General features: G+C 49.1%; 24 protein-coding genes. 3 read left to right on the forward strand and 21 right to left on the reverse strand.

What is annotated here, in order from left to right:
- Nucleotides 1-145: 145 nt before the first annotated feature.
- The 4 genes from ACTTK7_RS15320 to ACTTK7_RS15335 are packed head-to-tail and all read right to left on the reverse strand — an operon-like array spanning nucleotide 146 to nucleotide 3130.
- Nucleotides 146-589 carry a Fur family transcriptional regulator gene (locus ACTTK7_RS15320; protein WP_462868963.1) on the reverse strand — a complete coding sequence of 148 codons (444 nt, stop codon included), beginning with the start codon at nucleotides 587-589 and terminating at the stop codon, nucleotides 146-148.
- Nucleotides 567-1427 (reverse strand): metal ABC transporter permease, encoded by an 861-nt coding sequence (locus ACTTK7_RS15325; protein ID WP_462868964.1) that lies wholly within the window; start codon nucleotides 1425-1427, stop codon nucleotides 567-569. Before ACTTK7_RS15325 ends, ACTTK7_RS15320 begins: the two co-directional genes overlap by 23 nt.
- 48 nt (nucleotides 1428-1475) lie before the next feature.
- Entirely contained in the window at nucleotides 1476-2354 is an 879-nt protein-coding gene (locus ACTTK7_RS15330) for a metal ABC transporter permease (protein WP_462868965.1), read from the reverse strand.
- Nucleotides 2354-3130: a metal ABC transporter ATP-binding protein gene (locus ACTTK7_RS15335; RefSeq protein WP_462868967.1), complete on the reverse strand. Its 777-nt coding sequence runs from the start codon at nucleotides 3128-3130 to the stop codon at nucleotides 2354-2356. Before ACTTK7_RS15335 ends, ACTTK7_RS15330 begins: the two co-directional genes overlap by 1 nt.
- Before the next feature lie 192 nt (nucleotides 3131-3322).
- Between ACTTK7_RS15335 and ppx the strand changes: the two genes are divergently transcribed.
- Both ppx and ACTTK7_RS15345 read left to right on the forward strand, forming a co-directional pair.
- Nucleotides 3323-4900, forward strand: coding sequence for an exopolyphosphatase (ppx, locus tag ACTTK7_RS15340; RefSeq protein WP_462868968.1), 1578 nt, complete (start codon nucleotides 3323-3325; stop codon nucleotides 4898-4900).
- A gap of 96 nt (nucleotides 4901-4996) precedes the next feature.
- The gene (locus tag ACTTK7_RS15345; protein WP_462868969.1) at nucleotides 4997-7105 is read left to right on the forward strand and encodes an RNA degradosome polyphosphate kinase; all 2109 of its coding nucleotides are present in this window, start codon (nucleotides 4997-4999) and stop codon (nucleotides 7103-7105) included.
- 125 nt (nucleotides 7106-7230) lie between these two features.
- Here the strand turns inward: ACTTK7_RS15345 and ACTTK7_RS15350 are convergent, their stop codons facing one another.
- On the reverse strand, nucleotides 7231-8133 hold the full coding sequence (locus ACTTK7_RS15350) for a deoxyribonuclease IV (protein WP_462868970.1): 903 nt from the start codon (nucleotides 8131-8133) through the stop codon (nucleotides 7231-7233).
- 11 nt (nucleotides 8134-8144) lie between these two features.
- On the reverse strand, nucleotides 8145-9434 hold the full coding sequence (locus ACTTK7_RS15355) for a DEAD/DEAH box helicase (RefSeq protein WP_462868971.1): 1290 nt from the start codon (nucleotides 9432-9434) through the stop codon (nucleotides 8145-8147).
- Between the two features lie 257 nt (nucleotides 9435-9691).
- Between ACTTK7_RS15355 and ACTTK7_RS15360 the strand changes: the two genes are divergently transcribed.
- The gene (locus tag ACTTK7_RS15360) at nucleotides 9692-10636 is read left to right on the forward strand and encodes a 4-hydroxy-3-methylbut-2-enyl diphosphate reductase (RefSeq protein WP_462868972.1); all 945 of its coding nucleotides are present in this window, start codon (nucleotides 9692-9694) and stop codon (nucleotides 10634-10636) included.
- Nucleotides 10637-10674: 38 nt separating this feature from the next.
- On the opposite strand, the gene ACTTK7_RS15365 is transcribed toward ACTTK7_RS15360, so the two are convergent.
- From ACTTK7_RS15365 to ACTTK7_RS15435, 15 genes are all read right to left on the reverse strand, one after another.
- Nucleotides 10675-11784, reverse strand: coding sequence for a Nif3-like dinuclear metal center hexameric protein (locus tag ACTTK7_RS15365; RefSeq protein ID WP_462868974.1), 1110 nt, complete (start codon nucleotides 11782-11784; stop codon nucleotides 10675-10677).
- Nucleotides 11781-12500, reverse strand: coding sequence for a tRNA (adenine(22)-N(1))-methyltransferase (locus ACTTK7_RS15370; RefSeq protein WP_462868975.1), 720 nt, complete (start codon nucleotides 12498-12500; stop codon nucleotides 11781-11783). Before ACTTK7_RS15370 ends, ACTTK7_RS15365 begins: the two co-directional genes overlap by 4 nt.
- 86 nt (nucleotides 12501-12586) lie before the next feature.
- A complete protein-coding gene (gene rpoD / locus ACTTK7_RS15375; RefSeq protein ID WP_022794962.1) occupies nucleotides 12587-13702 on the reverse strand; it encodes an RNA polymerase sigma factor RpoD in 1116 nt (371 codons plus the stop codon).
- Nucleotides 13703-13924: 222 nt separating this feature from the next.
- Nucleotides 13925-15751, reverse strand: a complete 1827-nt coding sequence (gene dnaG / locus ACTTK7_RS15380) for a DNA primase (protein WP_462868976.1) — start codon at nucleotides 15749-15751, stop codon at nucleotides 13925-13927.
- Nucleotides 15752-15775: 24 nt separating this feature from the next.
- Nucleotides 15776-16243 carry a DUF188 domain-containing protein gene (locus tag ACTTK7_RS15385; protein WP_462868977.1) on the reverse strand — a complete coding sequence of 156 codons (468 nt, stop codon included), beginning with the start codon at nucleotides 16241-16243 and terminating at the stop codon, nucleotides 15776-15778.
- A gap of 12 nt (nucleotides 16244-16255) precedes the next feature.
- On the reverse strand, nucleotides 16256-17071 hold the full coding sequence (locus tag ACTTK7_RS15390) for a pyruvate, water dikinase regulatory protein (RefSeq protein ID WP_462868979.1): 816 nt from the start codon (nucleotides 17069-17071) through the stop codon (nucleotides 16256-16258).
- A 15-nt stretch (nucleotides 17072-17086) separates the two neighbouring features.
- Nucleotides 17087-17719: a helix-turn-helix transcriptional regulator gene (locus ACTTK7_RS15395; protein WP_027847464.1), complete on the reverse strand. Its 633-nt coding sequence runs from the start codon at nucleotides 17717-17719 to the stop codon at nucleotides 17087-17089.
- 44 nt (nucleotides 17720-17763) lie between these two features.
- On the reverse strand, nucleotides 17764-19848 hold the full coding sequence (gene glyS / locus ACTTK7_RS15400; protein ID WP_462868980.1) for a glycine--tRNA ligase subunit beta: 2085 nt from the start codon (nucleotides 19846-19848) through the stop codon (nucleotides 17764-17766).
- Nucleotides 19838-20728, reverse strand: a complete 891-nt coding sequence (gene glyQ / locus ACTTK7_RS15405; protein WP_322525941.1) for a glycine--tRNA ligase subunit alpha — start codon at nucleotides 20726-20728, stop codon at nucleotides 19838-19840. The genes glyS and glyQ overlap by 11 nt, the downstream gene beginning before the upstream one ends.
- 298 nt (nucleotides 20729-21026) lie before the next feature.
- Nucleotides 21027-21776, reverse strand: a complete 750-nt coding sequence (gene recO / locus ACTTK7_RS15410) for a DNA repair protein RecO (RefSeq protein ID WP_462868981.1) — start codon at nucleotides 21774-21776, stop codon at nucleotides 21027-21029.
- Between the two features lie 27 nt (nucleotides 21777-21803).
- Nucleotides 21804-22706 (reverse strand): GTPase Era, encoded by a 903-nt coding sequence (gene era, locus ACTTK7_RS15415; RefSeq protein WP_091611883.1) that lies wholly within the window; start codon nucleotides 22704-22706, stop codon nucleotides 21804-21806.
- Nucleotides 22707-22735: 29 nt separating this feature from the next.
- A complete protein-coding gene (locus tag ACTTK7_RS15420; protein WP_462868985.1) occupies nucleotides 22736-23125 on the reverse strand; it encodes a cytidine deaminase in 390 nt (129 codons plus the stop codon).
- Between the two features lie 22 nt (nucleotides 23126-23147).
- Nucleotides 23148-23531, reverse strand: a complete 384-nt coding sequence (locus tag ACTTK7_RS15425) for a diacylglycerol kinase family protein (RefSeq protein WP_462868982.1) — start codon at nucleotides 23529-23531, stop codon at nucleotides 23148-23150.
- Nucleotides 23515-23976: an rRNA maturation RNase YbeY gene (gene ybeY, locus ACTTK7_RS15430; protein WP_462868983.1), complete on the reverse strand. Its 462-nt coding sequence runs from the start codon at nucleotides 23974-23976 to the stop codon at nucleotides 23515-23517. The genes ACTTK7_RS15425 and ybeY overlap by 17 nt, the downstream gene beginning before the upstream one ends.
- Before the next feature lie 16 nt (nucleotides 23977-23992).
- Nucleotides 23993-24997 (reverse strand): PhoH family protein, encoded by a 1005-nt coding sequence (locus tag ACTTK7_RS15435; protein WP_462868984.1) that lies wholly within the window; start codon nucleotides 24995-24997, stop codon nucleotides 23993-23995.
- Between the last annotated feature and the right edge of the window lie 207 nt (nucleotides 24998-25204).

Consider the following 25204-nt stretch of genomic DNA (forward strand, 5'->3'; position numbering starts at 1 on the left):
CGGGTTCCAACGGTACGACCGCCTGCGGGCCAAAGTGTTATTGCATCATCAATATAAATGGTCGCTCGCCGGATAACAGAGGGGTCACCCCAACATTAGACATAGAACCTTTTTGTTTCCCCTGTTATTGCTGCAGCACCTATGATTATGCCGGCGCTGCTTCCTTTTGTTTCGCTTTTTTGCATTCAGCACAAAGCCCATAAATTTCGAATTTGTGCCCCGTTACTTCAAAGCCGCCGTCGACATTTTCATTCAGCCAGTCCATGGGACATGTCTCAATTTCTCTCGTTTTTCCACACTCGAGGCAGATAAGGTGATGATGATGGGCCGTTGTTGAACAGGAAAAACGAAAATGCATTTCTCCTTCAAGCTCTGTCATCTCGAGAATATCCATCTCCTCGAATATGGACAGGTTGCGGTAGACAGTGTCCACGCTCATTCCCGGGTAGTTTTTCTGCAGGGAATGCAGTACTTCCTTCGCTGTCAAATAGCGTTTTTCATCTGAAAAAAGCTGGAGTAGTTCTTCACGCTTGGCTGTATATTTAAATCCCTGATCCTTCATAATATTAAGCGCTTTGGTGACGTTCATATTTAAGCCTCCTGTTTCTTTTCCAGTTAATCCATGCTCTGAGAACTAACGTGGCAAAAAGTATAAAAGCAGCTGTCACTACAGCGCCGCCTCCAGAAGCAATGCCAAGAAATATAGATCCAGTCACACCGGCCGCCACGGAGGCTTCCCCGATAATAACAGCAATCAGAAGCATTCGTTTAAAGCCGGAGGCCCACTGCATCGCGGCCGCTGCCGGCAGCGTAATCAACGCCCCGGCAAGCAGCACGCCGACCACCTGCATCGATGCAGAAATAACAATCGCAAGCAGTACAGCAAGCAGTACATTGAACATTTTAACTGGTATCCCGGCAGCAGCTGCCATTTCTTCATCGAAGGAAAGAAACATCAATTCCCTGCCAAACGCCGCAAGCAGCCCGAGAGCGGCAATCGTCATTACTCCGATAAACCAAAGGTCTTCCATCTGTACGGAGACTACACTTCCAAACAGATAACCGTACCACTCTGTCACCCCGTCAGCGGATATAGACATAAATACAGCGCTCAGTCCTACCGCTGCTGCCATTAAAATCGGGGCGGCTAGCTCCTGGAAGCCTCCGTAGGTGTGACGTACCCGTTCAATGATCAACGAGCCGGCAAACGCAAATAAAAAGCCGCTGTATAACGGATTGATATCCCAAAAAGCCTGCAGATTACCGGCGAGCACTCCTGCCGTCACGCCGGCAAGGGTAACGTGAGCGAGGGAATCTGCTATCAGCGAGGACCGGCGCACGACTAAAAACGAGCCGATCAAAGGTGCCGTCAGTCCAATCAACACCGCTGCTATAATGCTTCGTTCCACAAAATTAATATCAAACATAGCCGTCACTCTCTATTCTTTATTTTACACAAGGATCGCTTTTCTGTGCTATTGATTTGCTTTATCCGTCCATTTCGCCTCTTCCCACGGACGCTGACGTATTCGTCCAGTGGCTTTTTCAGCCAGTACAACGAATGTCCATATAAGAAAGGAAATGACTGCGATTGTGCCGCCTGAGCTCAGATCATAATAATATGAAGCAAAAAAGCCGGCCAGAACGGCTGTTTCCCCAAAAAGCACCGCATATAAAAACATACTTTTGAAGGTGGAAGCGACGCGGAGCGCTGCCGCCGCCGGCAGGGTGATTAAAGCAGAAACGAGCAGCACTCCCAAAATAGATATGGAAGAAGCAACTATGACCGCTGCGATGCCGGCAAATAATAAATTCACTCTCTGCACCGGAATGCCGTTTACGGCAGCCTGTTCTTCATCGAAAGCCAGGAATAATAATTCTTTATAAAACAGCAGAAACAACAGCAGCGATATGGCGGAAATAACACCAATTACCACCGCATCTTCGGCATTCACCGTAAGAATGCTTCCAAATAAATAGTTAAACAAATCATTATTAAAACCATCCGCCAGAGAAATAAAAACGACTCCGAGCCCAATGGCTGAAGCCATCACTACCGGAATGGAAAGCTCCTGAAACGTTTGAAACCGCCGGCGCAGATACTCAATCACAAACGACACGATGAACGTAAATAAAATACCGGTATAAAGAGGATTCCATTCGCTGAGCCATACCCAGAAGGAAGCGAGCCATAGATGAAAGGCGATGCCGGTCAACGCTGTATGCGACATCGCATCGGCGATCATCGGTGTTTTTCTGACCACTACGAACACACCTGCAGCCGGGGCGACCGCGCCGATCATAAGGCCGATGATGAGCGCATATCTTAAAAAATCAAATTCCAGAAAAATCATCAGGCTCCTCCTGCATGGTGATCGTGCTCATGATGGATAATATGCACATCGTGTCCGTAAGCGCCGGCAAGATCACTTTCTTCAAATTCCCGTGTCGTTCCGTGAAAATGAAGCTGCTGGTTCAGGCAGGCTACTTTTGTCACATATTTGGTCATCGCTCCTACATCATGGGTGACAAGGATAAGAGTAATGCCCTTCTCCCTGTTCCAGTGACTCAGCCTTTCATAAAACGCCTGAGCGGATGCAGCATCCACACCGACGGTCGGTTCATCCAGAATCAGCACCTCCGGGTCGCTCACAAGGGCACGCGCAATAAACACCCGCTGCTGCTGTCCTCCGGAAAGCCTGCCCATATTTTTCTTTTTGTAGCCGAGCATATCCACCTGCTCGAGCGCTTCGTGAATGCGCTGCTTGTCTTTACGATTCAAAAACCGGAGCAGCCCCTTTTTACCGTACAGCCCCATAGCTACGACTTCATATACGGTTACCGGGAACCCGGCGTTAAAGCGGTTCGCTTTTTGGGAAACATAGCCGATCTTCGGCCACTGGTGAAACTGGCGTACCGGTGTCCCAAACCAGCACACTTCCCCCTTGTAATGCTTGTGCAGGCCTAAAAGCACCCGGACAAGCGTAGATTTCCCTGAGCCGTTCGGTCCGACCAGACCTACGAAATCTCCCTGGTTTATATTCATATTAATATCGTCAAGCACGAGCTCTGACTCGTAGCGAAACGAAAGATGGTTCACTTCAAGCAGCGTCTTTGTTGAATCTTCCACCGGGAAGCCTCCTTCTTTCCAAAAACAATTAGGAATCGTTACGATTTATTGATAGGAAAAGTATACAAAACCTTTTTGCTTCTGTAAATCTTCTTTGCTTAATCGTATATACAATTCATGGTTATTCTTTGTATGATAGTTAGTAGAAAAGCAGGCAAACGAAATCAAATTCAATTCTAAGGAATGATGCAGATGTTTCAAGCGAAGGAAAAAGTCGCCGTTATTGATATAGGCTCCAACTCGATCCGTCTCGTAATTAATGAAGTGGACGAAAAACGCGGATACCGCGAGCTTCATAATTTAAAAACCGTCGCCCGCCTGAGCAACCATATCAACGACCAGAATGCACTTACCGAAGAAGGAAGAGACATTTTGCTGCATACCCTGCAGCAGTTTGAAGAAGTCCTCCGCTTTCACGACGTTCAGACTATTCATGCCGTGGCCACCGCAGCCATTCGCGGTGCCTCCAACCGCGAAGAGGTTTTGCATTATATTGAAGAACGCATCGATTTTCCCATCCGTGTTCTCTCCGGGGAGGAGGAAGCCTCCTACGGGTATCTTGCAGTAGTGAATTCCACCAGCCTTTCTGAAGGCCTCACAATTGACATCGGGGGCGGCAGTACAGAAGTAACTATGTTTAAAAACAGGGAGCTTGTGCGCACCCACAGCTTTCCTTTCGGCGCCCTGACATTAAAGCAGAAATTTCTTCCAGACGATGACAAAATCACCTCCAGCAACTTAAAGCAGATGAACAAATGGATTGAAAAACAATTTCAAAAAGTGTCCTGGCTGAAAGAAGAAGGAGAAAACCTTCCGGTCGTCGGCATCGGCGGCAGCTCCCGGAACATGGTGCTCGTGCACCAGGCTTCCATCAACTATCCTCTGGCCGGCCTGCATCAGTATTCCATGACCGGTGATAATATTGCCGAAACGATGGAGCTTCTTGAAAAATCAAGCTTATCCGAGCGGGAAAATATCGAGGGGCTTTCCAAAGACCGGGCAGACGTCATTATTCCGGCGGTCCGGATCATTTCCCAGCTCTATAAACATATCGATGCCTCCTACTATTTGATCAGCAACAAGGGCCTCCGTGATGGCCTTTTGTTTGAAGAGCTGCTCCGGGATAAAATGTATCCTCATTTTCCGGATGTGATCGAGGAAAGCTTTTACCAGCTGAACCGGGAATTTGAGATTAATCCGGATTACGTGGATGAAGTCGGAAACATTGCTTCTTCGATGTACAACAGCCTCGAGCCATATATCCCGAAATCCTACCTGCATGAGGATAACCAACGCCTGCTGAACCGTGCGGCCCAGGTTCTTTATATTGGGGAATACATCAGCTCAGAAGCAAGCAGCCAGCATACCTTTTATATCTTAACCAACCGTTCCATCGACGGGATTACTCATGAGGAACGGATCGCCATGTCGCTTGTCTCTTCCTTTAAATCTAAATCGATGTTCAAACAGTTTGTGAAACCATTCCGGCCTTATATGCAGAAGAACAGCCTGAAGCGTCTCGAATTTCTTGGAAGTATTTTAAAGTTCTCGTACTCACTCAACCGCACGCGCCGCAATATCGTTTCGGGGCTTGGCGTTGAAAGGAATAACAAAGAGCTTCACTTCCATATATACTGCCGCGAAGGCATGAATTCCACCTTTGAAGAAGCTAAAGCAGATAAGTATAAAAAACATCTGGAAAAAATGATCAACCGCGGGATTGTTCTTCACTTCCACGAACAGTCACCGGTTTCTGCATTTTCCAGGTGAACAATGCTTTTTTCGTGAATCTTTACATGCGCTTAACATTTCGTTGATACAATTGGCCCAGGAGTGACCAGGGTGTAAAGAAAGGCGGATTCTACCATGACTGAAACGACACAGACATACATTGACCTTGAAAACCCAGCATATTACAACAACCGTGAGATCAGCTGGCTGGCTTTTAATGAGCGGGTGCTTGAAGAAGCACTTGATGAAAATAATCCGCTCCTTGAACGTCTGCGGTTTTTAGGAATTTTCAGCTCCAACCTGGACGAATTTTTCATGGTCCGGGTGGCAGGATTAAAAGACCAGGTGAAAGCAGGATTTAATAAGCCGGAAAATAAAGCCGGACTTACGCCGAAGCAGCAGCTGTCAGCCATCACTGAAAAAAATTCAGAGCTCGTGCGGCTGCAGGATCACTTTTTTACGGAAACGGCTGTTCCGCTGTTAGCTTCCGAAAATATCCGCTTTCTTTCAACGCTTGAATTAAACAGCGGCCAGTATGAATATGTCCAGGAGTATTTTATGTCCAGCATTATGCCGGTGCTGACTCCGATGGCTGTGGATGCCTATCGTCCGTTTCCCATGCTTTTAAACAAGTCCCTGAACCTGGCCGTCCGTCTGCAGAAAGAAGCCGGCGGTGAAAAAGAGAGCATCGCCATTGTACAGGTGCCCGGGGTGCTTCCCCGCTTCCTTGTGCTTCCGTCATCCGACGGCAGCCGGGAGTACATTCTGCTTGAACAGGTACTTGCGGAATTTATCCATATGCTTTTCAAAGGGTTTACTGTTTTAAGTGCTTCTCCGTTCCGGATCACCCGGAACGCGGATTTAACCATTCATGAGGAAGGCGCCCGCGACCTGCTCCGGGAAATTGAAAAGGAATTAAAAAAACGCAAATGGGGAGCCGCCGTTCGTCTGGAATGCCAGCACGGCATGATGGATGACTACATTCTGGAGTTCCTGCTTGAAGCCCTCGAGATTCACCCGGACGACGTATATACACTGAAGGGGCCGATCGATTTAACCTTTTTATTTCCGCTCTGCGATGAACTTGCGCCGGAATGGGAGCACCTTGTTTACGAAACGCTTATTCCCCAGCCGCCGGAGGATTTGATTGCCGAAGCTGATGTGTTTGATGCTTCCGACGACCGGGATATTTTGCTGCACCACCCTTACGAATCGTTCCAGCCTGTTATCGACTTTATTTCCTCAGCTGCCGACGATCCGGACGTTTTAGCTATAAAGCAGACTCTCTACCGGGTCAGTGGGGACTCTCCCATCATTGCCGCGCTGGCGAGAGCTGCTGAACAGGGGAAGCAGGTAACAGTCCTTGTTGAGCTGAAAGCACGCTTTGATGAAGAAAATAATATACAATGGGCGAAAACGCTTGAGAAATCCGGGGTTCACGTCATTTATGGCATCACTTCCCTGAAAACCCACAGTAAAATTGTACTGATCGTCAAGAAGACAGCAGACGGCATTAAGCGGTATGTGCACCTTGGTACCGGCAACTACAATGATTCCACCGCTAAAGTGTATACTGATATGGGCATGATTACGACCCGTCCTTCCTTCGGTGAAGATGCCACTAACTTCTTTAATCATTTAAGCGGCTTTTCCCAGCAGCCGTCCTGGAATGAAATCAGCACTTCTCCGGACGGTATACGCGATGAGCTTCTCCACCTGATCCAGCAGGAAATCGACTGCCATCAAAAGGACGCAGGCGGCCACATTATTGCCAAAATGAATTCGTTAACAGATAAAGATCTTATTATTAAACTGTATGAAGCCTCGCAGGCCGGCGTCCGTATCGAGCTTATTGTCCGCGGCATCTGCTGCCTGAAGCCAGGCATCCCCGGAGTAAGCGAAAACATTACTGTGCGCAGCATCGTGGGCCGTTTCCTTGAGCATACCCGTATCTTTTATTTTGCCAACAGCGGCCGTAACGACTATTATTTGTCCTCGGCTGACTGGATGACAAGAAACATGGAAAAACGAATCGAAATCATGTTTCCTGTCTATGAGCCTATTTTAAAAAAGCGGCTCAGTGCCATTTTGGAGCTGATCCTGCAGGATAATGTGAAGGCAAGGGAGCAGGACAGCAGCGGTTATTATCATTACGTTGAGCCTGAGCCCGGAGAGCCCGCCGTTAACAGCCAGCTGGTATTGTTTGAGTGGGCATCGAGATTTCTTGACATGAACAACGAATAAAAAAGCACGCCCTGTACATGCATTCATGCGGGGCGTGCTTTTTACTGTCCTTATAAGAGGATACCTTTTCCTGAAGCTCCAAAATAAAAAAGCATGAATGCGGGATACATTCATGCAAAAGACATTTATACTTCCGCGGGCATTAATTCATCCCGCCAGCCCGCCTTCCATTCTTTTTGCCTGAGCATCGCAATTTCATGCTTGTACGGTGGTTTTTTGTTTTTCTTGTCTGTGCCTACATAAGGTGTTTCCAGTATTTTAGGCACAGAAGCAAACGCCTCGTGGTGCACAATTTCTGCCAGCGTGTTGTAGCCGATATAGCCATAACCAATGTTTTCGTGGCGGTCTTTGCCTGCCCCGCGTTCGTTTTTGCTGTCGTTAATATGAAGCACCTTCAGCCGGTCGAGGCCGACATAATGATCGAACGACTCTAGCACGCCGTCCAGATCCCCCACGATATCGTAGCCTGCATCATGCGTGTGGCACGTATCAAAGCAGACACTCAGTTTATCGTTGTGAGTTACTCCACTGATAATTTCCGAAAGCTCTTCAAAGCTTATTCCGCACTCCGAGCCTTTGCCCGCCATTGTTTCAAGTGCGATCTGAACCTTCTGGTCCGGGTAAATGACTTCGTTTAAGCCTTCAATAATTTTTTTAATGCCCGCTTCTGTTCCCGCGCCGACATGCGCGCCCGGATGAAGGACAATCTGCTTTGCCCCGAGCGACTCGGATCTGCTGATTTCATTTCGCAGAAAATCGACGCCCAGCTGAAATGTTTCCGGTTTGGTCGTATTGCCGATATTGATAATATACGGCGCATGGACCACTACCTCTTCGATGCCGTTTTCTTTCATGTGGGCGTGCCCGTTTTCAATGTTTAATTCTTCAATAGGCTTACGCCGGGTGTTCTGCGGCGCTCCTGTATAGATCATCATCGCCGTCGCTCCGTACGAAGCCGCTTCTTCGCTTGAGCCAAGAAGCATTTTCTTTCCGTTCATGGATACATGTGAGCCTAAAAGCACAGTCATCACCTCAGTTATTATTTTCGTTTGTGCCGCCGGGACGCCGTCTGGTCTGCCATCGCTTTTTTCTTATAGCCCGGCTTCACTTTTTTCGGCTTTTTCACCGGCATGGAGTCAGGAGCAGGTGCCGGCTTTCGCTTCGTTTGCTTAGAGGCAAACAGTGGTTTGGACAGCTCCGTCCATGCTCCTTTACGAAAGTCCATGAACGTGAAGCGTATGCCCTGCTTTTGAAGAGAAAGCACGGCTTTGCGGTCTTCTTCTCCCATCAGAGTGTACGATTCCCCTGTCAGTCCGGCTCTCCCTGCACGGCCCGTCCGGTGAATAAAGTATTCCAGTTCCTTGGGCAGGCTGTAGTTAATAATGTGAGAAATGCCCGGAATATCCATGCCGCGGGCAGCCAGGTCGGTGGCTACCAGATACTGGACCTCAAGGTTTTGAATACGTTTCATAACCTGTTTGCGCTGCCGCGAAGGCAGACCGCCGTGCAGCACTTCTACCGGGTATTGTTTTTTAAACATCTCTCCGGCCAGTTCATCCGCTTCATCCTTTGTGCTTGCAAATATGATGGCGAGAAACGGCTGCAGCCGGTCCACCAGCTCCATTGTCACATCAAGACGGCTGCGGTGTCTGAGCGCGATGCCGTAATGCGTCATTTCTTTTGGCGTTGCATGCTCCGGCTTTACGTGCACATGCTTGGGATTGTTCATATATTTGCGCAGAAACGGCTGCAGGCTTTCCGGTACCGTTGCAGAAAATACCATCATCTGCAGGTTATCTGCCATTTTCCCGGCCACCGGATCAATTTCTTCCAAAAAGCCCATATCAAGCATCTGGTCTGCTTCGTCAATGACGAGCATGCTGACGGTGTGTACATTGATAACATTTTCTCCGACCATGTCCTTCAGCCGGCCCGGTGTGGCTACAATAATGTGCGGCGGGTTACGGAGCTGCTCCATTACTCTGGAGCGGTCTGTCCCCCCGGATACCTGCTTGGCACGTACCGAAGATGTTTCGTCTTCATCCGTAATTTCCTTCAGGACACCGAAAATCTGGCCGGCGAGCTCACGTGTAGGCGCAGTAATGACTGCCTGCACCTCCGCCTTGGAGGTGTCAATTCTGCTCAGAATTGGCAGCAGGTACGCAAGCGTCTTCCCAGACCCGGTCTGTGACTGGCCGATAACATCCCTGCCGTTAATCGCAGAAGGAATCAGCCTCTCCTGAATATCCGTTGGTTTTTGAATTCGTTTTTTATCCAGCAGCCTGAGGGCATATGCCGGAATATTGTATTGTTTAAAGCGATTTTCCACGCTGTTCACCTAACTCTCTTTTCATTTACGCATTTTTTGCATCTCCATATTTTATCATAGTTAAAATAGAAACCATAGCTTCTCCACTGCTTCTGTCCACAAAATATTAAAGGAATGCATCCAGCCAGCCGTCCTTTCTTTTCAACCGGCCACTTAGGTAGTATAATGAATCCAGAATCGTTTTACATGACTGCATACGTAAAGTCAGCGCGTACACGCAAGACCTCACGGTTCAAATTATGAAACAGGAGGCCTTTATGGAAGTAACTAAAATTTCACCACGGGGATACTGCTACGGCGTTGTCGATGCAATGGTAATGGCGAAAAAAGCCGCCGGCAACCAGGAGCTTCCGCGCCCAATCTATATTTTAGGCATGATCGTACACAATAAACACGTGACTGACGCATTTGAAGAAGAAGGAGTCATTTCCCTCGACGGGCCCAACCGGCTTGAAATACTGCGGCAGGTGGATAAGGGAACAGTCGTCTTTACAGCTCACGGCGTTTCTCCGGAAGTACGCGAGCTTGCCGAAGAAAAAGGACTGACGACCATTGATGCCACCTGCCCGGACGTTACCGTCACCCATGACTTAATACGGGAAAAGCGGGACCAGGGCTATGAGTTTATCTATGTTGGCAAAAAAGGGCACCCGGAGCCGGAAGGTGCTGTCGGTGTCGCTCCGGATATCGTGCATTTAGTGGAGACACTCGATGATCTTGAAAGCTTAAACATCCAGTCCGAACGGATCATTATGACCAACCAGACGACGATGAGCCAATGGGACGTTTCCGACATTATGGACCGGGCGAGAGAAATTTATCCACACGCAGAAGTGCACAACGAAATCTGTAATGCCACCCAGGTCCGCCAGGAAGCAGTGGCCGAGCAGGCAAAGGATGTAGATCTCGTTCTCGTTGTCGGCGATCCGAAAAGCAACAACTCCAACCGGCTCGCCCAGGTGTCCGAGCAGGTCGCAGGCACCACTGCGTACCGGATCAGTAACTTAACCGAGCTCGATTTAAGCTGGCTTGAAAATGTCAACTCTGTAGGGGTTACAGCAGGTGCCTCCACACCAACGCTAATTACGAAGGAAGTTATCCTGTTTATCGATCAGTACGATCCAAACGATTCATCCACGTGGGACACCGAGTCTCATATCGATAAATCAAAAATTCTTCCAAAAATCAAAGCAAAATCATAAAAAAGTCCCTCCGCGCTCAAGCGGAGGGATTTTTTCCATTAGGCCAGCCGGAATGGTTCAGTGGACAGAGAAGAAGCCAGCCATTCCACCTGCAGCCGGTCCTGACTGCGCTGCTGCATTTCCTTCTGCACGCCTTTTTTCATGATTTTTTCCACGTGGTGGCCGGGGTCTAACATCGTCAGGCCATCCATCGCTGCGTCCTGGGCTGTATGGAAATAAATATCGCCGGTAATGTACACATCCGCCTGCTTCGAAAGCGCCTGCTTCCAGTATTTGTTGCCATCGCCTCCGAGCAGGGCCACACGTTTGACACGGTCGGCTTTTCCGTCCACCACGCGCACAAATGGCACATCATAGCTTTTTTTCACCCGCTCCACAAACGCTTCAAGCGTCATTTCCTCCGGAAGGTCCCCCACTCTGCCGAGTCCGTAAGGCTCTCCTGGAAGGGCCAGTGAATACACATCGTACGCCGGTTCTTCATACGGATGAGCAGCGGTTAACGCAGCCTCCACGGACTGCCGGAGAGAGGCCGGCACAATTGTTTCCATCCGCTTTTCGTCCGCGAACTCCATTTTTCCCTGTTCGCCTAAAAAAGGGTCCGTGCCGTCCCCGGGGATAAATGTTCCAGTCCCCGAAGCGGAAAATGTGCAGTGACTGTACCCGCCGATATAGCCGGCGCCCGCGTCTCCCAACGCCTGTCTTACTTCTTCCGTGTGGGACTCCGGTACAAAGGCCACCAGCTTATACAGCTGGTCTTCGCCTGTCACAGCCAGCACCTCCGTGTTCGTTAAACCAAGCGCCTCTGCCATCATGTCATTCACGCCCCCGGGAGCAATGTCTAGGTTCGTGTGCGCGGCATAGACGGTTAAATCATGCTTAATGCACTTTTCAATTACCGGTCCCTGTCCCTTTGCCACATCGAGCGACGTTATCGGACGAAAAAGCAGCGGATGGTGGGCAATGATTAACTCTGCCCCTGTTTTAACAGCTTCATCCACCACCTCTTCGGATACATCAAGCGTGGTAAGCACCTTTGTTACCGGCTGGTTCCAGTCCCCGATCATCAGGCCCACCCGGTCGCCTTCCACAGCAAGCGACGGCGGCGCCCATTCTTCAAATACCCGGATAATGTCACGTACAGTATTCATGTAATAACCTCCTCAGCCCATGTAATATATTGGTTTAATTTTTGCTTCTTTGCCGTTGTCTGTTCTGTCGGAACGGCGTTTGCCAGCTGTTGTAAAATCTGCTGCCAGTTATCTTTTTCCCTCATCCATTTATCCTTAAAAGCATTGTTCCGCTCCTCAAGCAGATACGGGCCGAACAACAGCTGTTTTTCAAATGGCTCCCGGTTTTCCAGGTACGGCGCTTCTGCTTCCCCCGGCACTGCCGTCAGTACTTCATACACATGGCGGTCCTCCTTCAGAATACGCTCATTGGTAAGCCTCCAGCCATTGTCGAGCAGCCACTGGCGGATCCGTCCCGCCGAGACGTTGGGCTGAAGAATCAGCTTCTGCACAGAGCGAAGGTGCGTCTTTCCCTGCTCTAAAATTTCTGTGATCAGCGTGCCGCCCATCCCGGCGATAACTACTGTATCAATATGATCGATTTCTCTTAGGACAGTGAGTCCACTCCCGAGGCGGGTGTCAATTTTACCTGTTAACCCGCAGGAGGCAATGTAGTCCGATGCAGCCTGGAGCGGACCTGCATTCACATCTGCTGCTACTGCATGCTCCGCCTCCCGGCGTACAACTGCTTCGACCGGAACCAGTCCGTGGTCCGTGCCAATATCTGCGACCACCGCTCCCTGGTCAATTTGTTCCATGATAACTGCCAGTCTGTCCGGCAATACAGCTTTTTTCATATTTTCCTCTCTCTTCTATGTAAAATAAAAAAAGGGGACACCTGCTTATTAGAAGCATGCGTCCCCTCGTATCTATGATGAATTCATTAGTCCATGAAATCTTTTAATCGTTTGCTGCGGCTCGGGTGACGAAGCTTTCTTAGCGCTTTGGCTTCAATCTGACGGATACGCTCTCTTGTCACGCCAAACACTTTACCCACCTCTTCGAGGGTACGGGTGCGTCCGTCATCAAGGCCAAACCGGAGACGGAGAACGTTCTCTTCGCGGTCCGTAAGCGTATCAAGCACATCTTCGAGCTGCTCTTTCAGCAGTTCATAAGCTGCTGCATCCGACGGTGCCATCGCTTCCTGGTCTTCAATAAAGTCACCAAGATGAGAGTCGTCTTCTTCACCGATAGGAGTTTCCAGCGATACTGGCTCCTGGGCGATTTTAAGAATCTCCCTTACTTTATCCGGAGTCAGATCCATTTCTTTGGCAACTTCTTCAGGCAGCGGCTCACGGCCAAGGTCCTGCAGCAGCTGACGCTGCACGCGGATCAGCTTGTTGATCGTCTCCACCATGTGCACCGGAATACGGATCGTTCTCGCCTGGTCGGCAATAGCACGGGTGATTGCCTGACGGATCCACCACGTAGCGTACGTACTGAATTTGAACCCTTTGCTGTGGTCAAACTTTTCCACCGCTTTGATCAGACCCATGTTTCCCTCCTGAATTAAGTCGAGGAAAAGCATGCCGCGCCCAACGTAACGTTTTGCGATCGAAACAACCAGACGAAGATTGGCCTCTGCGAGACGGCGTTTTGCTTCTTCGTCGCCTTCTTCAATTTTAGTGGCAAGATTAATTTCTTCCTCCGCAGAAAGAAGCGGCACACGGCCGATTTCTTTTAAATACATCCGGACTGGATCGTTAATTTTAATGCCTGGAGGGACGCTTAAATCATTCAAGTCGAGGGTGTCTTCTTTTTCCACCTGTTCCATGCTTGGAACTTCTTCTCCCTCGTTGATAATATCAACGCCTTGTTCACCAAGGTATTCAAAAAACTCATCCATTTGCTCAGAATCCTGGTCGTAACTGGAGAGTTTTTCTGTTATTTCTGCATACGTTAACGTTCCACGTTTTTTGCCCGTTTCGAGCAATTGTTCTTTTACCTGATCGACCGACATTTCACCTTCCGCCAGCGGACGGCTTGGTTTTTCCGCCATTCGATCTCCCTCCTTCCAAGCTTCACACCTTGAATCCTACCCTGTCTCTTTACATGCCCGCAATTGTCTGTGCCGACGATTTCTTTTCCTGGTATTTTCTTAGCTGGTTGAAAGGACGGCAGGCACATAGAAAGAGCGTGCACATCAAACTGGCACGCTTCCCTTCTATCGTGATCATATCTTATCAACCACAAAGGAAAAGCGCAAGCAAATTGCTTCAGGCTAGTTTTTCTTCAACTGCATCACCAATTCCATAATTCTTGTCAGCAACTGTCGCTGATTTGTTTCTGAATCACCATTTCTTTCAGCGTCTTTAAGCTGTTTCTGCCTTTGCAGTAATTCTTCCCGTTTTGGTCGAATTTTAATCTGTTCAACATAGTCAGACATTTCATTATCTGATATTTCTGCCGGGATGTCAAGGTGCATCAGCTCAGACACCAGGTTTACAAGCTCCTGCTCTTCAACGTATTCCATAAACCGGCTTACATCAGGATCATGGCCGTCGTCATAATAAGCATATAAATATGCTGCGAGAGCTGTATGGGCATCAATGTTGAATTCTCCCCCAATACGCTCTTTAACCTCATCGGCAACCTCCCGGTTCTGAAGCATAAAGGCGAGGAGGGTCCGTTCAGCATTCTCATAGGCCGGACGCATCGACACTTGTTTTTTCGGAAGCGCTCCGCTCCGCCACCGTTTTCCTGCTTCCACAGACGAAGGAGCCTTTGCTGCCTTTTCCTGCTGTTCCTTTTTCTGTACCTTGCGTTCTTCTTCACGAAGAGCGTCCATCGACAGGTCAAATTCTTCTGCCAGCTGCTTCATGTAAAATTCACGTTCTACAGCACTGCTGATCATAGATGTTTCCCGGAGTACTTCTTCGATATAGGCAAGACGGTCTCCTTCATTTTGAAGGTTTTTATTTTTACGCAGCTCCTGAACTTTAAAGGACATAAAAGGAACTGCACGTTCTGACAGCTGGGTCCTGAATGCTTCTGCCCCGTACTCCTGAATATAGTCGTCCGGGTCCATACCCGCCGGAAACATCGCCACCCGCACATCGATGTCCTGCTTTTCAAGAATATCCCCGGTTTTCCAAGCCGCCGCCCGCCCGGCGTTATCCCCGTCATAAGCAATTACCGCTTTGTCTGTCGCTTTTCGAATCTGCTCGGCCTGCCGTTTAGAAAAAGCCGTACCAAGACCTGCGATCCCGTTTTTCACCTCTGCTTTCCACGCAGCAATAACATCCATATAGCCTTCGAACAGGACAGCTTCATCCTGTTTGCGGATTGCCTGGCGGGCTTTGGAAAACGAGTAGAGCGTTTCATGCTTTAAAAAGATGGGCGTTTCCGGGCTGTTTAAATATTTTGGCGCCCCTTCCCCGAGCGCGCGGCCGCCAAAGGCAATAACCTGACCACGCTGGTTATGAATAGGAAACATCACCCGCCCGCGAAAACGGTCATTCCACTGCCAGCTGGATTCCTGGCGGAGAATCAGTCCGGCCTCTTCCATTTCTTCCAGGTTGTACTCCCTTTTTTCAAGCAGCTGGACAAGCATGTTGTTTCTCTCCGGTGCATAGCCGAGCTGGAATTCTTCAATAATCTCTTCGCTGATGCCCCGGGCGGTTAAATAATCATACGCTTCTTTCCCCTGTTCTGTATTCATCAGCAGATGATGATAAAACTTGGCCGCCATCTGATGCGCTTCTTTTTTGGATTGGTGCTGTTCCCGTTCACCAGGGTATTGATCTTCGAGCTCGGGCAGGTCCGTGCCCGTTTTGGCTGCAAGGGATTGAATGGCTTCCACAAATGTCAGGCCGTCGTGCTCCATCAAAAAAGTTATGGCGTTGCCGCCGGCACCGCAGCCAAAACAATGATACAGCTGCCGTTCCGGAGAAACAGAAAATGACGGGGTATTTTCCCCATGAAAAGGACACAGGCCGAGATAATGCCTCCCCTGTTTTTTTAGCTGTACGTAATCGTTGATGACTTCGACAATATCTGTTTTTTCCCGAATCTCAGCAACTTTTTCTTCTGGAATAAACGCTGCCACTTTGTTTCCTCCCTGATGAGCCTATTACCATTTGGACTCACTGCCGCCTGCTTCAAAAATCTCCAGGCCTTCAAAAAAAAGCTGGCGCTCTTCAAGTGATATTGCTTTAGGCCCTTTAACTCTGTGCTTTCCCTGTTTAGCCAGCACACCGGCATACCGGCCGGCTAGCAGCCATTCTTCATCGCCTTTTTTCCAGCGTTTCCCCCGGAAAGAGAGAACCGCCGCTCCTTTTTCAAGAGCAATCGCTGCCAGGCCGTGATCATCGGCAATGACCAGGTCCCCGGCAGAAACGTGGTTCCAAATATACATATCCGCCGCTTCGGGTTCATTTTCCACCATCACGGTTTCTGCTTCATACACTTTATTTGATACGTGGGCACTGCTTGCTACAAAAACGATCCGCATGCTTTTGCCTGCCCCCCACGTGTCGATCGTTTCTTTATGCGGGCATGCATCAGCATCCACATACACTGTGGATTCATTTTTCGTCATGCTGATCCTCCCCTAGCGCTGCTGAAACATATTGGAGATAATATTGGCTGTTTCTTCCACAGCTTTGTTGGATACATCAATGACTGTACAGCCAATTTTATTCATCAGCTCTTCTGAATAGTCGAGCTCTTCCTGGATACGTCCCATGCTCGCATAGTTTGCTTCCGGTCTCAGCCCGAGCGCTTTCAGTCGTTCTGAACGGATCCGGTTTAATTTATCGGCACTGATCCGCAGCCCGATGCATTTCTCACTCGAAATATTAAACAATTCCTCCGGTGGATCCACTTCCGGAACCAGCGGCACATTTGCCACCTTCAGGCGCTTATGAGCCAGATACTGGGAAAGAGGTGTTTTCGAGGTTCGCGATACGCCGATCAGCACAATGTCCGCCCGGACAATTCCCCGGGGGTCACGGCCGTCATCGTATTTGACCGCAAATTCAATCGCTTCCACCTTTCGGAAATAATCTTCATCCAGACGATATACGAGACCGGGTTCATATCTTGGCTGCCGGTTCGTGAGCGTCACCATCTTATCGAGTACCGGTCCCATAATATCAACAGTATCTACGCCGGCCTCCTCCGCGTGCTCCCGGAGGTACTGATTGATCTCGGGGATCACCAGCGTGAACGCAATCATCGCTTTCGCTTCCTTGGCAAGCTGAATGACCTCCTCCACCGTCCCCTCATCTTCAACGTACGGAATACGGCGCACTTCCATCCCGTCTTCCCCAAACTGGCTCGCAGCGGCTTTCACTACCAGTTCAGCTGTTTCTCCTACCGAATCGGACACTACGTATACTACTGGACGCTCTTGTTTTGTGGTCATGTCTGCCTCCTCGGGTTAAAATAATTGGTTATTGGCCAGATCCACCAATACTTTAGTTATATTCGTCTTTGTGACCCTGCCGACCACTTCATACTTTTCACCACCGGCATCTTTTACTACCGGCAGTGCATCAATCTGGCGTTCAATCAGCTTGGTTGCTGCATAAACGACCAGATCTTCTTTTTTGCAGATCGTGATATTGGGCATCCTTGTCATAATAATACTTACAGGGATTGCTTCTGTATCCTGGCGGCCAAGACTTGCCCGCAGCAGATCTTTTCTTGAAAGGACACCGGCCAGATAACCTTGTTTATCCACCACAAAAAGAGTACCGACATCTTCAAGAAACATGGTGCAGATGGCATCGTACACACTATCTGATTCCGAGACGACCACCGCGATTGACTGGTAATGCTTGACGGTTAATTTCTGCAGCTGGTTGTTCAGTTCTTCGGTGTCCGTTTTCCCAGTGTAATAATATCCTACTCTCGGTCTTGCTTCTAAAAATCCTGACATTGTAAGAATAGCCAGATCCGGGCGCAAAGTGGCTCTCGTCAGTGAAAGCCTGTCTGCAATGTGCTCCCCGGTGATCGGCCCATTGTCTTTAACAATCTGCAGGATGGTTTCCTGACGCTCTGTTAATTCGATAGTGACTCCCCACCTTCATCGGCGCTTCGCACGGATGTATTGTTTTACGATGAAAAAACAATGCTCCGAAAGCGGGCGAACCGTTCAATTTCCCTGGATAACAGTGCCATCTGCTGCAGTCTGTTCTGCTTTACCTGTTCGTCTTCAGCCATAACCATAACATGATCAAAGTAGGCATTGATGGCCGGCGTAACTGCCTGAAGCGCTTGATACGCACCGGCGACATCCGCCTGCCCGAGCGTTTCATCGAGCTGCTGATCCAAGCTTTTGCTTTTTTCGTAAAGCTCTCGCTCCTCTTCCGCCTCGAACAGCTCTGTCTGAATATCCGAACCACTGTCTGTGTTTTTTGCGATATTGGTCACCCGGCTGAGTGCTTCCACCGTTTCTTTGAAGTCTGTTTCTTCAGCACGCGCTTGAATAAATCCGGCTTTTTCTGTCACTACGTCAATTCTTTCGTCAAGATGAAGCAGCACAGCATCCGCAATGTCGTGACGGACACCTTCATCAAGCAGCTTTTGGCGGACGCGCTGGGTAAAGAATTCTTCGAGATCCTTCAGGACATCCGCTTCTTCCCGCTGAAGAAGAGAACGCTCTTTGATTTCATCCATCACCAGAACGATCAGCTGCTGAACCGTCAGCGGAAACCGGTGTCCGGTAATTGTCTGGACAATACCTGCAGCCTGTCTTCTCAGCCCGTGAGGGTCCTGGGACCCGGTCGGCACCATCCCTACACCAAAGCTCGAAACAATAGTGTCCATTTTATCCACCACGCTGATGACCGCACCTTCGACATTTTCCGGGGGAGCATCGCCTGCGGACTTTGGTTTATAATGTTCTGCAATAGCTTCGGCAACCGCGGTGTTTTCTCCTGCCATCCGGGCATATTCTCTTCCCATAATTCCCTGGAGTTCAGTGAATTCGTCCACCATTAACGTTACGAGGTCAAATTTGGAAATATGAGCGGCACGCTTAACATTTTGCACCTTCGTGCTGTCCAGCTGCAGGTATTCTGCCAGCCGGGTGCTGACAGCCTCCACTCTCATTACCTTTTCACCGACTGTACCCAAGTTTTCCTGATAAATTACGTGGTTTAATTTTTCCACCGCTTCCTCCGGCGACACTTTCTGATCTTCGTCATAGAAAAACTGGGCATCCGCCAGACGCGCCCGGAGTACCTTCTCATTTCCTTTTCGGACCTGGTCAAGGTGCCGGGCGTTACCGTTTCGTACTGTAATGAAATACGAAAGGAGACTGCCTTCATCATTTTCCACCGGAAAATACCGCTGGTGTTCTTTCATCGATGTAACGAGCACCTCCCGCGGAATGTCCAAATACGCTTCATCGAATGAGCCATGCAGCGCGGTCGGGTATTCCACGAGCTGATTCACTTCGGCAAGCAGCTCATCATCGATTGGAATGTGCCAGCTGTTTTCCGCTTCAATCTCTTCGATCTGGCTGCGAATTAATTCTGACCTTTCAGACGCATCCGCAATCACGTACTCCTCTTTCAGCTGCTGCTCGTACGTTTCCGGCCTATGAATAGTAATGGCATTCCCCAAAAACCGGTGTCCGTAAGAAATATTGCCGGCTGTGCGGTCTGTAATCGTAAATGGGATCACTGTCTCTCCGTACAACGCCACGAGCCATTGAACCGGGCGCACAAAGCGGAGTTCATGACTTCCCCAGCGCATATTTTTCGGAAAAGCGAGAGACGTAATAATTGTCTCCATCTCCTGCAGCAGTTCTGAGGTCGGCCGGCCCTTGTGTTCTTTTTCCACGAAAACGTACTCAGTGCCCTTCATTTCTTTAAAGTACAGATCCTCCGTATCGACCTGCTGGCCTCTGGCAAAACCTAAAGCAGCCTTGCTCCATTCCCCGTCTTCTGTGAGAGCGATCTTTTTGGCCGGTCCACGGGCCTCTTCGACCATGTCCTCCTGATAATCGGCCAGGTCTTCAATCCGGAGCGCCAGCCGTCTGGGAGTAGAAAACATGTGCACGGTGCTATAGCTTAGCCGCTGCTCCTGAAGCCAGGTTTCCGTTTTTTCCTTCAGCTGCTTGACCGCACCCTCCACAAAGCGGGCAGGCATTTCTTCCACGCCGATTTCGAGTAAAAAATGATTAGTTGTCATCGTTCATCGCCTCCTGCTTCCGTAGCGGAAATCCTAGTTTTTCCCGTTCTTCATAATACGCTTTCCCGCACTTTCTTGCCAGATTGCGCACACGTGCAATGTATCCGGTTCTCTCCGTCACTGAGATCGCCCCGCGGGCATCGAGCAGATTAAACAAATGCGAGCATTTCAGCACGTGATCGTAGGCAGGGAGCACCAGTTTTTCCTCAATAGCCCGCTCTGCTTCCTTTTCACTTGCGGCAAACTGATTCAACAGAAGCTCTTTATCTGCAATTTCAAACGAATACTTTGAATGCTCGTATTCCGCCTGCAAAAACATATCTCCGTACGAAACGCCCTGCACCCATTCCAGGTCAAATACGTTTTCCTTGTCCTGAATATACGACGCCAGCCGTTCAATGCCGTATGTAATTTCAGCTGTCACCGGGTGGGCATCCATGCCGCCAACATGCTGGAAATACGTAAACTGGGTAATTTCCATGCCGTCGATCCAGACTTCCCATCCAAGGCCCCAGGCACTCAGCGTCGGAGCCTCCCAGTTGTCCTCCACAAAGCGGATATCATGGGCAAGCGGGTCAATACCGATGGCTTCCAGGCTTTTTAAATACAGTTCCTGGATGTTATCCGGCGAAGGCTTCATGACTACCTGAAACTGATGATGCTGGTACAAACGGTTCGGGTTCTCCCCGTAGCGTCCGTCACCCGGCCGCCTCGACGGCTCTACGTATGCTGCGTTCCACGGCTCGGGTCCGATACTGCGCAGAAATGTCATCGGGTTCATCGTCCCCGCTCCTTTTTCCACATCGTAGGCCTGCATAATAATACAATTTTGGTCCGCCCAGTAGTTCTGCAATGTTAAAATCATTTCCTGAATATTCATTGCCATGTTAAACATCCCTTCTGCTTTTCATTTGTTTCATTAAAAAAGTCCCTATACCTGTCACTCAGGTATAGGGACGGTTATTACCGCGGTTCCACCCTACTTGCTTTTTCGGCACTATAGCCGAAAAGCCGCTTTATCCATTCTGCGCTCCAGAACGCCTTCACAACCGGTCAGCGTGCAGCTTTCACTATCCTGCACTCGCTAAGACTGAAGAAGATTGCTACTACTTTCCTTCCCTGCGCATCGTTATGATTGTATTGAAATAGTACTTAACATTTGCGAGTGTGTCAAGCAATCATTCGACGTTCCACTTTTCCATCTGCTCCAGAAAACGCCTTGCCTTTAAATGAATACCTGCATACGCATCATAATAGCTGTTCAGCACATCCTTCAGCTCTTTTTTCGTTTCGGCCGATACAGAAACAGACCCGATCCGGTGCACATCAATGTAGAAAAACGTCCGCAAAAGCCTCACCGTTTTCGGCTGGACACGGAAACGGTATGGATCGATCTCCCAGCAATGATGACAGAGAAAGCCCGCTTCGCGGATGGAAAAATGAAATGTTCCCTCCTGCCGCCCGCAGTTCACGCAGCGGTCGATTACGGGTTGGATACCTGCCACTGCAGTCATTTTCACTTCAAAGAGACGGATAAGCACTTCAGCATCTTCACCTTCATCGATACGCCGCAGAAGCTGCCAGAACAGCTCAAATAGGTAAGGATTTCGCTCCTGGTCCACGGTAACTTTATCAAGAAGTTCGGACAAATAGGAAGCGTAGGAGGTAAGAACGATGTCTTCACGCACGCTGCGAAATGAATCCGTTACGTCTCCCTGACTGAGCGTTCTCATTCCTTTGCCCGGATAGTAAACAAACGTTCCGTAGACAAACGGCTGGGAGATCGAGCGCAGTCGGCTGCTTGGCTTCTTTGCCCCTTTGGCCATCATCGCCATTTTCCCGTGCTCTCTTGTATAAACTGTTAACACTACATTGGATTCCCCGTAGGAAGCAGTCCGCAAAACAATTCCTTCTGTTTTCTGAATCATGCTGTTCCTCCGCTCCCAGGCGATTTCTTAATATTCGTCTTCGCGATATCCATTCTCACGAAGCAGATATGCGCTGTTTCTCCAGTCCTTTTCCACCTTCACCCAGAGCTCCACGAACACCTTCGAGCCTAGCATCGACTCAATGTCTGCCCGGGCCCGCTGCCCGATTTCCTTAAGCATTGAGCCCTGCTTGCCGATAATAATGCCTTTTTGGGTCGGGCGTTCAACAACAATCGTAGCTGCCACATACACCGCCCCGTTTTCCCGTTCTTTCATTTCATCGATAACGACGGCGAGCGAGTGCGGAACTTCTTCGCGAGTGAGCTGCAGCGCTTTTTCACGTATCAGTTCACTCACGATAAACCGTTCCGGGTGATCAGTGACCTGATCTTCCGGATAAAACTGTGGCCCTTCCTCAAGATATTTGGTAAGTTCTTCGAGAAGTGTCGTCACATTATTGCCGTTTAACGCAGAAACCGGCACTACCTCGGCAAAATCATACCGTTCGGAATAGCTCGCGATCACTTTGAGCAGTTCGTCGGGATGAACTTTATCGATCTTATTAACGATTAAAAATACCGGCGTGTCTGTCCGCTTCAGTTTTTCGATAATATATTCCTCGCCGGGGCCGTATGACTCTGACGCATCGATCAAATATAAAATAATATCAACGTCGTTCAGCGTCTGCAGAGCCGCACGAACCATAAAGTCGCCAAGCTTGTGCTTTGGCTTGTGGATGCCCGGGGTATCGATAAAAACAATCTGGGAGTCTTCCGTCGTGTAGACACCCTGGATTTTATTTCTTGTTGTCTGTGCTTTATCACTCATGATCGCAATCTTTTGGCCAAGCACCTGATTCATTAATGTGGATTTACCTGCATTGGGCCGCCCGATTAAAGCGGCAAATCCGGAATGATACGATTCACTCATTTTTTTCCCTCTTCTTTCCTGCTTTCATACTATAAATCTTCCGGGCCGAACGCTCCCGGGAGAAGCTCTTCCATCGTCGTTACTTTCATTTCGCCCTGCAGGTTGCCCAATACAATCCGGGCATCCTTAGGAAGAAACTCAGAAAGCACCTGCCGGCAGGCGCCGCACGGAGCAACCGGTCCTTTCGTATCGGCGATGACAGCCACCATCTTCCCACTTCGCATGCCCGTGCGCACCGCGCTGAACACGGCTGTCCTTTCTGCACAGTTGCTTAATCCATACGAGGAGTTCTCAATATTACATCCTTCATACCACTCGCCGTCCTCTCCTACAAAAACCGCTCCTACCGGAAATTTGGAATACGGGACGTACGCCTGCTCTCTTGCCTGTTTAGCCCGTTCAAGCAGTTCGTTTTCTATAGCCAATGTTTTTCCTCCTTTGTCAGCTCAGCCATTCCCATAAGAAAGGCATAAAAATCATCACACCGATGATGACAGCAACTACAGCGTAAATGAGTACCGCGCCGGCGGCAATGTCTTTGACATCTCCCGCGGTTTTATTCCATTCCGGAGATACTAAATTTACCAGACGCTCCAGCGCTGAATTAACCATCTCGAGCACGAGCATGCCGGCAATTGCCAGCAAAAGAATGGTCCACTTCCATAAAGCGATGCCGCACACCCATCCCAAAAGAACGGCTGCCAGACCGAAAAAGACGTGAAAACGCATGTGACGCTCTTCCCGGAAGGCAAGGAGGATACCTTTTCCGGCAAATATAAAGCCGTCCTTCCAGCGTTTAGGCACCGACTTATCGCGGTAATCCATACGCTTCAAGAATCCTTTCCTGACGCGAAAACATTTTATCTTCTTCCTCTTTGTCCATATGATCGTATCCAAGCAAATGAAGCAGGCCGTGAACGGCCAAAAAGCCCAGTTCTCTTTCAAACGAGTGGCCGTATTCCCCAGCCTGCTCCTGCGCCTTAGGGACGCTGATAATAATGTCTCCGAGCAGGTTCGGTATGCCTTCGGCCTGGGGCTGAATTTCATCGTCATTCAGCGCAAATGAAATCACATCAGTCGGCCGGTCGATCTCCCGGTATTCTCTGTTGACCGCCTGAATCATTTCATTATCCACAAAACTTACAGAAACCTCCGAGCCTTCTACGACTCCTTCTTCTTCACATGCGAACTGCAGGATGTTTTTCACCAACTCCCAGTGCTTCGGTTCTACTCGTTCCGTTTCATCCACCATATCTACTTCAATACTCACACCTGTCCACCCCTGACTAGTTGTTTGTTGGTTTGTCCGGCCGGTTCAGCGTACGCTTTGGATCGCCTTCCTCCTGTTCGTAAGCATCAAGAATCTGCTGCACGAGTGTATGCCGCACAACATCCGTGGCCTCAAGATAAACGAACCCAATATGATCAATATTTTTTAAGATGCGTGCTGCCACCTTCAGACCTGACTGCTGGCCTTTAGGAAGATCAATCTGGGTGAGGTCCCCGTTAACGATCATTTTTGAACCAAAGCCGAGCCGCGTTAAAAACATTTTAATTTGTTCTTTGGTCGTATTCTGGGCTTCATCAAGAATAACAAAAGCATCATCCAGCGTCCGGCCTCTCATATACGCGAGGGGAGCTACTTCAATCGTTCCTCTCTCCATTAACCGCTGTGTATGCTCCGCCCCAAAAATATTATGCAGGGCATCATACAGCGGACGCAGGTATGGATCCACCTTTTCTTTCAGGTCTCCCGGAAGAAATCCGAGGCTTTCTCCAGCCTCCACTGCCGGACGGGTTAGTACAATCCGCTTTACCCGCCCCTCTTTTAAAGCATTTATCGCCATTACGACCGCCAGATAGGTTTTCCCTGTACCTGCCGGGCCAACGCCAAATATCATGTCTTTACGACGGATCTGGTCGATATATTCCTTTTGCCCTAAGGTTTTAATCATTACTGGCTTGCCTTCGGCATTTACAGCGATCTGCTCCTGAAATAGATCTTCAAGCTTTTCAAGCTTTCCTTCTTCGGCAAGCTGCGCGGCATAGACAACATCCCGTTCTGAAATCCGCACCCGTTTTTTCAGCAGCCTCGCCAAAGCTTCAATCACTTCTTCGACCAGCGCTGCCTGCTTTTCATTTCCTTCTACGATCAGCGAGCCGCCCCGGGTAATAATCGAGACGTTCAGCTTTTCTTCAAGCCGCTCAATGTGCACATCGTTTGGGCCAAACAGCTGCTGTATGTCATTCATTTCATTCACTTGTAATTCTAACGTTTTCTTTTCGGTCAATATAGCTCAGTCTCCTTGAGTATAATATCATATCCTTGCTGTTATCAGTTTTTTCGTTAGTATGCTAACTCTACTCTACCACCACGCTGAGGGTGTTGCAAAAAATAGCAGACATTTTACGATTTTAAGGAAAAAAAGGTTCTATGTCTAATGTTGGGGTGACCCCCTCCATTATCCGGCGAGCGACCATTTATATTGATGATGCAG

The organism is Marinococcus tarijensis (assembly GCF_054971385.1).

Excerpts from the sequence above, each read along its gene's own strand:
- rpoD (WP_022794962.1), bottom strand. The coding sequence starts at position 13,702 with ATGGCGGAAAAACCAAGCCGTCCGCTGGCGGAAGGTGAAATGTCGGTC.
- ACTTK7_RS15330 (WP_462868965.1), bottom strand. The coding sequence starts at position 2,354 with ATGATTTTTCTGGAATTTGATTTTTTAAGATATGCGCTCATCATCGGC.
- ACTTK7_RS15370 (WP_462868975.1), bottom strand. The coding sequence starts at position 12,500 with ATGAAAAAAGCTGTATTGCCGGACAGACTGGCAGTTATCATGGAACAA.
- era (WP_091611883.1), bottom strand. The coding sequence starts at position 22,706 with ATGAGTGAATCGTATCATTCCGGATTTGCCGCTTTAATCGGGCGGCCC.
- ACTTK7_RS15350 (WP_462868970.1), bottom strand. The coding sequence starts at position 8,133 with ATGACTGTGCTTTTAGGCTCACATGTATCCATGAACGGAAAGAAAATG.
- ACTTK7_RS15325 (WP_462868964.1), bottom strand. The coding sequence starts at position 1,427 with ATGTTTGATATTAATTTTGTGGAACGAAGCATTATAGCAGCGGTGTTG.
- ACTTK7_RS15390 (WP_462868979.1), bottom strand. The coding sequence starts at position 17,071 with ATGACCACAAAACAAGAGCGTCCAGTAGTATACGTAGTGTCCGATTCG.
- ACTTK7_RS15385 (WP_462868977.1), bottom strand. The coding sequence starts at position 16,243 with ATGACGAAAAATGAATCCACAGTGTATGTGGATGCTGATGCATGCCCG.
- ACTTK7_RS15360 (WP_462868972.1), top strand. The coding sequence starts at position 9,692 with ATGGAAGTAACTAAAATTTCACCACGGGGATACTGCTACGGCGTTGTC.
- ACTTK7_RS15425 (WP_462868982.1), bottom strand. The coding sequence starts at position 23,531 with ATGGATTACCGCGATAAGTCGGTGCCTAAACGCTGGAAGGACGGCTTT.
- ACTTK7_RS15365 (WP_462868974.1), bottom strand. The coding sequence starts at position 11,784 with ATGAATACTGTACGTGACATTATCCGGGTATTTGAAGAATGGGCGCCG.
- recO (WP_462868981.1), bottom strand. The coding sequence starts at position 21,776 with ATGATTCAGAAAACAGAAGGAATTGTTTTGCGGACTGCTTCCTACGGG.
- ACTTK7_RS15345 (WP_462868969.1), top strand. The coding sequence starts at position 4,997 with ATGACTGAAACGACACAGACATACATTGACCTTGAAAACCCAGCATAT.
- ppx (WP_462868968.1), top strand. The coding sequence starts at position 3,323 with ATGTTTCAAGCGAAGGAAAAAGTCGCCGTTATTGATATAGGCTCCAAC.
- ACTTK7_RS15320 (WP_462868963.1), bottom strand. The coding sequence starts at position 589 with ATGAACGTCACCAAAGCGCTTAATATTATGAAGGATCAGGGATTTAAA.
- glyS (WP_462868980.1), bottom strand. The coding sequence starts at position 19,848 with ATGACAACTAATCATTTTTTACTCGAAATCGGCGTGGAAGAAATGCCT.
- glyQ (WP_322525941.1), bottom strand. The coding sequence starts at position 20,728 with ATGAATATTCAGGAAATGATTTTAACATTGCAGAACTACTGGGCGGAC.